This is a genomic window from Xanthomonas sp. GPE 39, assembly GCF_000963005.1.
Taxonomy (GTDB): domain Bacteria; phylum Pseudomonadota; class Gammaproteobacteria; order Xanthomonadales; family Xanthomonadaceae; genus Xanthomonas_A.
In genome coordinates this window covers 144,915-151,565 of record NZ_JZHZ01000007.1, presented here as the reverse complement: position 1 = coordinate 151,565, position 6,651 = coordinate 144,915, and the positions used below count along the sequence as shown (strand labels likewise).

The window sequence follows — 6,651 nt, the reverse complement described above, 5'->3', positions numbered from 1 at the left end:
TTCGTCGTCTTCTCAATGCTCATGCTTGGAAATGCAACGTCTCTACTTCAAAGTTCATAACACGCTCTAAGCCGTTTCCTCGGCCAGCACCACTTGGTTGCCGCCGCTAGAGCGTGCGCGCTGCAGCAAGTCTTCGGCGTGTTGCATCAACGCGGCGGTGGTCACGGTGGGCGTGGCGAGCAGCGCACCGACGCTGATACTGAGCGGTGCGGTGACCATTCCGGTGTGGGCGCTCGCCATAATCTCGACCATCTCGCGCAAGGCCGGCGCTACTTGGCGCAGATGCGCGGTGCTGGCGTCGTACAACACCAGCGCGAAACGATGCGCGTCGATGCGCATGAGCACGTCCAGCGGGCGCAGCAAGCATTGCATCGCCTCTGCCACGTCCAATACAGCGCGGTCGGCCTCACGCGGGCCATGGCGACGCGCGAACTCTGCGAAGCCGTCCAGTTCCACCAGGATCAGCCCCAGGCTGATCTGTAAGCGCGCACTCTCAGCCCGCGCTAACGCCAGATGTTCGTCGAAGCGACAGCGATCACCCAGGCCGGTGAGCACATTGCGTAACGCTTCGTCGTCGCGGATGCGTTGTTGCAAAAACGCTTTGCGGCGCGCGTGCTCGCGCAGGTAGCCACCCACCACGCCGACCAGCAGCGCCGCCCACAGCAACCATTGCAAGCGCAGATAACCGACCTGCGCCGCGCCATCCAACACCAAACGACCGGCCGCCGCACTGATCGCGCACAAACTCAAGGCCACTGCCACGCTCTGCCGCAGCGACAAGCCCAGCGGCAAGAAACCCGCCAGGATGACCAACGCCATCACCGCGACGGCGTATCGCAATTCCTGCGGTGGATAGCCGACACTCGATAGCACCAACCCGGTACCGACAATCAGCAACAACAAAGCGATACGCGCCGGACCATGACGGCGTGCGCAATGGATGGACAGCGCCACCCACAGCAAGAGCAACAAACTCGCCATCCGTACCGCCACTGCATGCGCAATCGGCCCACCAGCATCGCTGCGGCCGAAATGCAGCGCCTCCCAACTCAACAACAGCAACCCCAGCAACACCGCGACCGAAGCAGCCAAGCGCTGGGCCAAACCTAATGTCGCGCTACTGTGGCGATGGTAGAGCCGTTCCAACGCAGGATCGAAACGCAACGCGGCAAAGCCCTTGCGCAACTGCGCGCAGTAAGCCTCATCAGCTAGCGTGTCGAATGACGCTTCGTCTTGGTGTTGCATGCTATTCCCTGTCGGCGACAGTCTGAGACGCAGACGGTGAAGATCACAACGTGCGACCGTGCCACGGTCAACGCTGACGCTGCGTATTGCAAGCTCGGCAGACATGAGAAAGCACCGATACGCGATTGTCCACTGCCAACGATGCCTTCGGAGCAGAGATTGCACACATGCCGCAGGCAATGCCTACCGCTGGTGCGCACTACGCCGGTCGCCGCGCAACCGGCTAAAATTGCGTGGTTATCTCTCCTGGGTTACACGCCTGATGCCCCCAATCGCCCGCACCGCACTGGCTTGCGCCTTACTGGCCCTGTCCGCGTGCAAACCGCAAACACCGGCCACCGATGCCAGTGGGACCGCCGCTGGGCCAGGCACTGCCGACGATCATCTCAACGCGGTGCTGTGGATGCAGCGCTCGGTCGAATATCGGGCCGCCGCCGAACAAACTTACCGGGCCGCCACCGAGCGTCTGGACGCGGCGTTGCAGGATCCGGCCTGGAATGCGCTGGTCCCGGAGGAACGCGCTAATGCGTCGGCGACGCTGAAACCGGCCATCGTCATGGATGTGGACGAGACCGTGCTGGACAATATGCCCTACCTGGCGCGGCTGGTGCGCAGCGGCAAGGAATACGAGGCAGCTAGCTGGGATCAGTGGGTGAGGGAGAAGAAGGCCCAAGCGGTCCCGGGCGCGGTCGATTTTGCCAAGGCGGCCACCGCCAAGGGCATCACCGTGCTGTACGTGACCAATCGCGACGTACACCTGAACGAGGCGACCTTGGTCAACCTGCGCAAGGTCGGCCTGCCGGTGGCCGACAACAGCGTGCTACTGGGGCTGGGCACCGTGGTCAAAGACTGCAAGCAGAACGGCTCGGAGAAACACTGCAGACGCCAGCTGGTCGGTCAGCAATACCGCGTCTTGATGCAGTTCGGCGACCAACTCGGCGACTTCGTCCAAGTGCTGGCCAACACCACCGAGAACCGCACACGCCTGCTCCAGCAGTACCACGCCTGGTTCGGCTCACGCTGGTGGATGCTGCCCAATCCCAGTTACGGCTCCTGGGAACCAGCGCTGTTCAACAACGACTTGACCCAGCCGCGCGCCGCGCGCCACCAGGCCAAGCTCGACGCGCTGGAGGTGGCGCAATGAGCCGCGCGCCGCTGGCGCTGGAGGCGCACGAACGACTGATCTTCGCACTGGACGTACCAGGCCGCGCCGACGCGCTGGCATGGATCGAACGGCTTGGCGATGCGGTGACGTTCTATAAGATCGGCATGGAACTGCTGGCCTCGGGCGAGTACTTCGACGTGCTCGATACCCTCGCCACGCATGGCAAGCGCGTGTTCGTGGATCTGAAATTTTTCGACATCCCGGCCACCGTGGGCGGAGTGATCCGGCGCCTGTCGCAGTGGCCGGTGGACTACTGCACCATTCATGGCTGGCACCCGGCGATGATGCAGGCAGCGGCCGACGCCAACGGCAGCGACATGCGCCTGCTGGCGGTCACCGTGCTGACCTCGATGGGCCGTGCCGATCTGGCGTCGATGGGCATCGACCGCGCACCGGAAGACGTGGTGGTGGAGCGCGCACTGGCCGCACAGGCGGCCGGCATCGATGGCGTGATCGCCTCCGGGCAGGAAGCGGCCTCGATCCGGCGTGCAACCGGCAGCGGCTTCTCCATCGTCTGCCCCGGCATCCGCCCCGGTGGTCCGGTGGGCGACGACCAGCAACGCACGGTTGGCGTGGCCCAGGCCTTCGCCGATGGCGCCGACGCCATCGTGGTCGGCCGGCCGATCCGCCAGGCCCCGGACCCGCGTGCCGCAGCGCTGGCGATCCAACAGGAAATCGCGGCGACCTTGTCGGGAATTTCTTCTAAATAAATATTTAAAATCAATAACTTGTATCGCAAAAATTAAACCATTGCATTAACTGTGGCATGTCGGTAACATGCGCGGCGTCCGGCAGTGCCGGAAGATGTGCCACCAACCGTTCTCCGGCTTCGGTCGGATTTGAAGGGGCCCGCGCCAAGTGCGCTCGGCCTCTTTTTTTATGCCTGCGGCGAGCTCATCCCCCCACACGCTCAGCGGCGCAGTAGCGATCGATGAAGGCCTGGTGCGACGGCATCGCATCGGCGCAATGGCCGATGGTCTGCGCGACGCTGACCATGAAGCCTTGCAGATCCGCTGCCGAGACCTGATCCACCAGCGGGTGGTACGCGCGCGGCAGGATGCCTTGCCCAACCATCACCTGTACCCAACTGATCTCGGCGAACATTTCCTCGCCGTTACGGTAGAAACGGCCGCTGTCGCGGAACAAATCCAGCGTGGCCTGCAATTCCGCCGGGATCGGCATGCGCCGACAGTGCTGCCAGAACGCGCTATCGTCGCGTTCGCTGGCATGGTAGTGCAGCACCAGGAAATCGCGGATACGCTCGAACTCGAAGGCGATGCGTTCGTTGTAGCGCTGCACCAGCACCGGGCTGATGCCCTCGCGCGGAAACAATTCCAGCAATTTGGAAATGCCCGATTGGATCAAGTGGATGCTGGTCGATTCCAGCGGCTCCATGAAGCCGCTGGCTAAACCCAGCGCGATCACGTTGCGATTCCAGGCCTGTTTGCGGCGGCCCGTGACGAAACGCAACGGACGCGGCTCGGCCAGCGCCGGGCCATCGAGATTGGCCAACAATGTCGCCGCCGCTTCGTCGTCGCTGACATGTGCGCTGGAATACACGTAACCGTTGCCGGTGCGATGCTGCAACGGGATACGCCACTGCCAGCCGGCGGCGCGCGCGGTCGCACGGGTGTACGGCGTCGGCGGCCCAACCTTGGCGCACGGCACCGCCAGCGCGCGATCGCACGGCAACCAATGGCTGAAATCGTGATAGCCGGTGTGTAGCGCCTGCTCGATCAACAGGCCAGCGAAACCGGAGCAATCGATGAATAAATCTCCGGCGATGACCTCGCCGGAAACCAGACGCACCGCAGCGACATCGCCCGATTCCGGATGCAGCCGTACCTGCTCGACAATCCCTTCATAGCGGATCACCCCGCGCTGTTCTGCGTAGCGACGCAGGAACTGCGCGTACAGCGCCGCGTCGAAGTGGTAGGCATACGCGATATTAGCCAGCGGTGAGTTCGGCGGCACGTCGCTGGCTGAGGTCATGAACTTGCCGCGCTTGGCGGCGACGGTGTTGAGCGTGTAATCGCCCAGCGGACTGGCCTTGCCGGCCAATGCTTGCTTGAACCAATACTGCTGGAAGGGCAACAGCCCGAGCCGATGGCCGATCTCGCTGCCGAAGCCATGCACATAAGCGCTGCCCGGACGCAGCCAATCGACGAACTCGATGCCGAGCTTGAAGCTACCCTGGGTCTGACGCACGAACTCGGCCTCGTTGATGCCGAGCAAGGTGTTGAACGCCTTGATATGCGGCACGGTGGCCTCGCCGACACCGACGGTGCCGATCTGCTCGGATTCGATCAGGGTGATGCGGTTGTTCGTACCCAACATGCGCGCCAGGGCAGCAGCAGCCATCCAACCGGCGGTCCCGCCACCAACGATCACCAAGTTGCGCAGAGGAGCGGCCATCATGTGTGCTGAGTCCTGGACGAAGAAAAAGCAACGAGCGCAAACGCAAACGGGGCCACACGGCCCCGTTCGATGCCGCACACGCGCGCCGATGGGGCACGCGCATGGGCGAGACGACACATCAGAACTTGGCGCCGATCTCGAAGGTCACCGTTCGTGGAACGTAGTTGATGTCGCCGGTACGGTTCAAAGCAACATAACTCGTATCCAGGCGTCCATCGGTTCCGAAGTAGTCGCCGGTGCCGTTCGGACCACCGTAGATGTAACTGGAGTAGTTCTTGAAATTGAAGGCGTTGAGCAGATTGATGCGCGCCGACAATTTGAAGTCGTTGTACACCGTGAACTCCTTGGTCGCCTGGAAATCCACCGTGCGGTAGCCCCAGATCTTGCCGCCCACCAGGAATCTACCGCTGCCCGGCGGAACGAAACCGATCTGCTGACACTGCGCGCCATCGGCATCGATCTTGCCATAGCAGGCGATGGTATTGACCGGGTCGGGCGTTGCCAGCACCAGCTTGGCACCGAAGGTCACCCCCCACGGGCCATCGATCGAACCGGACGCAACGAAGCGGTGACCGGCCACGGCATCGGACTTCACGAACGGATAATCGTGGATGGTCGCCTTGTCGAACGCATACGGCTCGTCGATGTTGCGGTTCTGCCGCGCGCTGGTATGGGTATAGGACAACGTCAGGCCCCAACCCGATTCCTTGGTGTAGGGCTTCTCCGCCGACAACAGTACCTGGCTGCTGCGTTGCTCCAAACCATTCATGCCCACAATCGTGTTCTGATATCCCGGTACCGGCTGTCCCCAGGGCGCACTCCCGGTCGCGTCGAAGTAGGCGCCATTCGGGTAACGGTTGATCAGCGACATGGCGAAACCGTCGTAGCTGAGCACGCGCTGGAAGGTGACATCGGTCAGCCAGTCGCCGATCTGGTTACTGATCCCGAGGCTGTACTGGTCGCTGTACGGCGTCTTGAGCTTATTGTTGAACATAAATAGCTCGGCGCTGCTGCTGACACCCGGAATCGTATTCAACTGGTCCACACCGTTGAGATATTTCGGATCCCACACAGCGCACTTGCGATCATCCTTGTAGCAAGAGGAGCCCGGCGTCGAATCCTTGAAATACACCGCCACCGGCGACAACGCCGCCTTGCTGGTTTCCAACGCCAACTGTTCGAACAAATTGCGGTCATAAGAACGACCGGCACCACCGTGCAACACCGCACTCTGGTCGCCGAAGAAGTCGTAGGAAAAGCCCAGGCGCGGTGCCCAGCCATCCTTGAAGTTCTTGCGGTTATGCCCATTGCTGATGTAATCGGCGACATTGATGCCACTGGGCAACAAGCGGTTGGCCCAAGGCTGGCCCGGATTGGCCGGATCATCCGAATACAAGGCGTTGACGAACGCCGGCGAGGTGACGAAGTCGGTGTAGGCCGGGCTTCTTTCGTAGTCCCAGCGCACGCCGGCATTGATCATCAGCTTGTCAGTCGCCGCCCAATCGTCCTGGAGATAGACGCCGTACTGCTTGGACGGCGACTCCACCGTGGCCTTCTGCCCAGGCGTGTTGTAAGGCGCAATGAAATCCACGCGATAGGGAATCGCGGCCAGGCCATTGGCATCGACCGAATAACTGAACTGTGGATTGAGCGGGGCCGCATCCTGCGAGATCAGTTTGATGTCCTTGTAGCTGACACCCATCTTGATCGTGTGTTCGCCGTGCCACTGGAAGCTGGTCAGGGTCAGGTCGTTGATACGCCCAGGGTTCCGTAGACACTCAAGACCCTCGTTGCGCGTAGCGCCGTTCAAACTCTACAGGAGA

Annotated in this window: 4 protein-coding genes and 1 pseudogene; 2 read left to right on the top strand and 3 right to left on the bottom strand. The window is 62.0% G+C overall.

All coding sequences use genetic code 11. From position 1 onward, the window contains the following. Positions 1–66 precede the first annotated feature (66 nt). On the bottom strand, positions 67–1,245 hold the full coding sequence (locus tag XALGPE39_RS00475; protein ID WP_045726533.1) for a diguanylate cyclase: 1,179 nt from the start codon (positions 1,243–1,245) through the stop codon (positions 67–69). Between the two features lie 262 nt (positions 1,246–1,507). Between XALGPE39_RS00475 and XALGPE39_RS00470 the strand changes: the two genes are divergently transcribed. Together XALGPE39_RS00470 and pyrF are read left to right on the top strand one after the other, a co-directional pair. After that, positions 1,508–2,389, top strand: a complete 882-nt coding sequence (locus tag XALGPE39_RS00470; RefSeq protein WP_045726532.1) for a 5'-nucleotidase, lipoprotein e(P4) family — start codon at positions 1,508–1,510, stop codon at positions 2,387–2,389. Beyond that, positions 2,386–3,120 carry an orotidine-5'-phosphate decarboxylase gene (pyrF, locus tag XALGPE39_RS00465; RefSeq protein ID WP_045726531.1) on the top strand — a complete coding sequence of 245 codons (735 nt, stop codon included), beginning with the start codon at positions 2,386–2,388 and terminating at the stop codon, positions 3,118–3,120. Before XALGPE39_RS00470 ends, pyrF begins: the two co-directional genes overlap by 4 nt. Before the next feature lie 184 nt (positions 3,121–3,304). Here pyrF and XALGPE39_RS00460 read toward each other — a convergent pair whose 3' ends face one another. Together XALGPE39_RS00460 and XALGPE39_RS00455 are read right to left on the bottom strand one after the other, a co-directional pair. After that, positions 3,305–4,828 carry a tryptophan halogenase family protein gene (locus tag XALGPE39_RS00460; protein ID WP_045726530.1) on the bottom strand — a complete coding sequence of 508 codons (1,524 nt, stop codon included), beginning with the start codon at positions 4,826–4,828 and terminating at the stop codon, positions 3,305–3,307. 118 nt (positions 4,829–4,946) lie between these two features. Further along, positions 4,947–6,581, bottom strand: a pseudogene (locus XALGPE39_RS00455) (TonB-dependent receptor); the annotation flags it as partial. Positions 6,582–6,651: the final 70 nt, after the last annotated feature.

What these genes read in the sequence shown, in the direction of transcription:
- XALGPE39_RS00470 (WP_045726532.1), top strand. Translation starts at nt 1,508, where the DNA reads ATGCCCCCAATCGCCCGCACCGCACTGGCTTGCGCCTTACTGGCCCTG.
- XALGPE39_RS00475 (WP_045726533.1), bottom strand. Translation starts at nt 1,245, where the DNA reads ATGCAACACCAAGACGAAGCGTCATTCGACACGCTAGCTGATGAGGCT.
- XALGPE39_RS00460 (WP_045726530.1), bottom strand. Translation starts at nt 4,828, where the DNA reads ATGATGGCCGCTCCTCTGCGCAACTTGGTGATCGTTGGTGGCGGGACC.
- pyrF (WP_045726531.1), top strand. Translation starts at nt 2,386, where the DNA reads ATGAGCCGCGCGCCGCTGGCGCTGGAGGCGCACGAACGACTGATCTTC.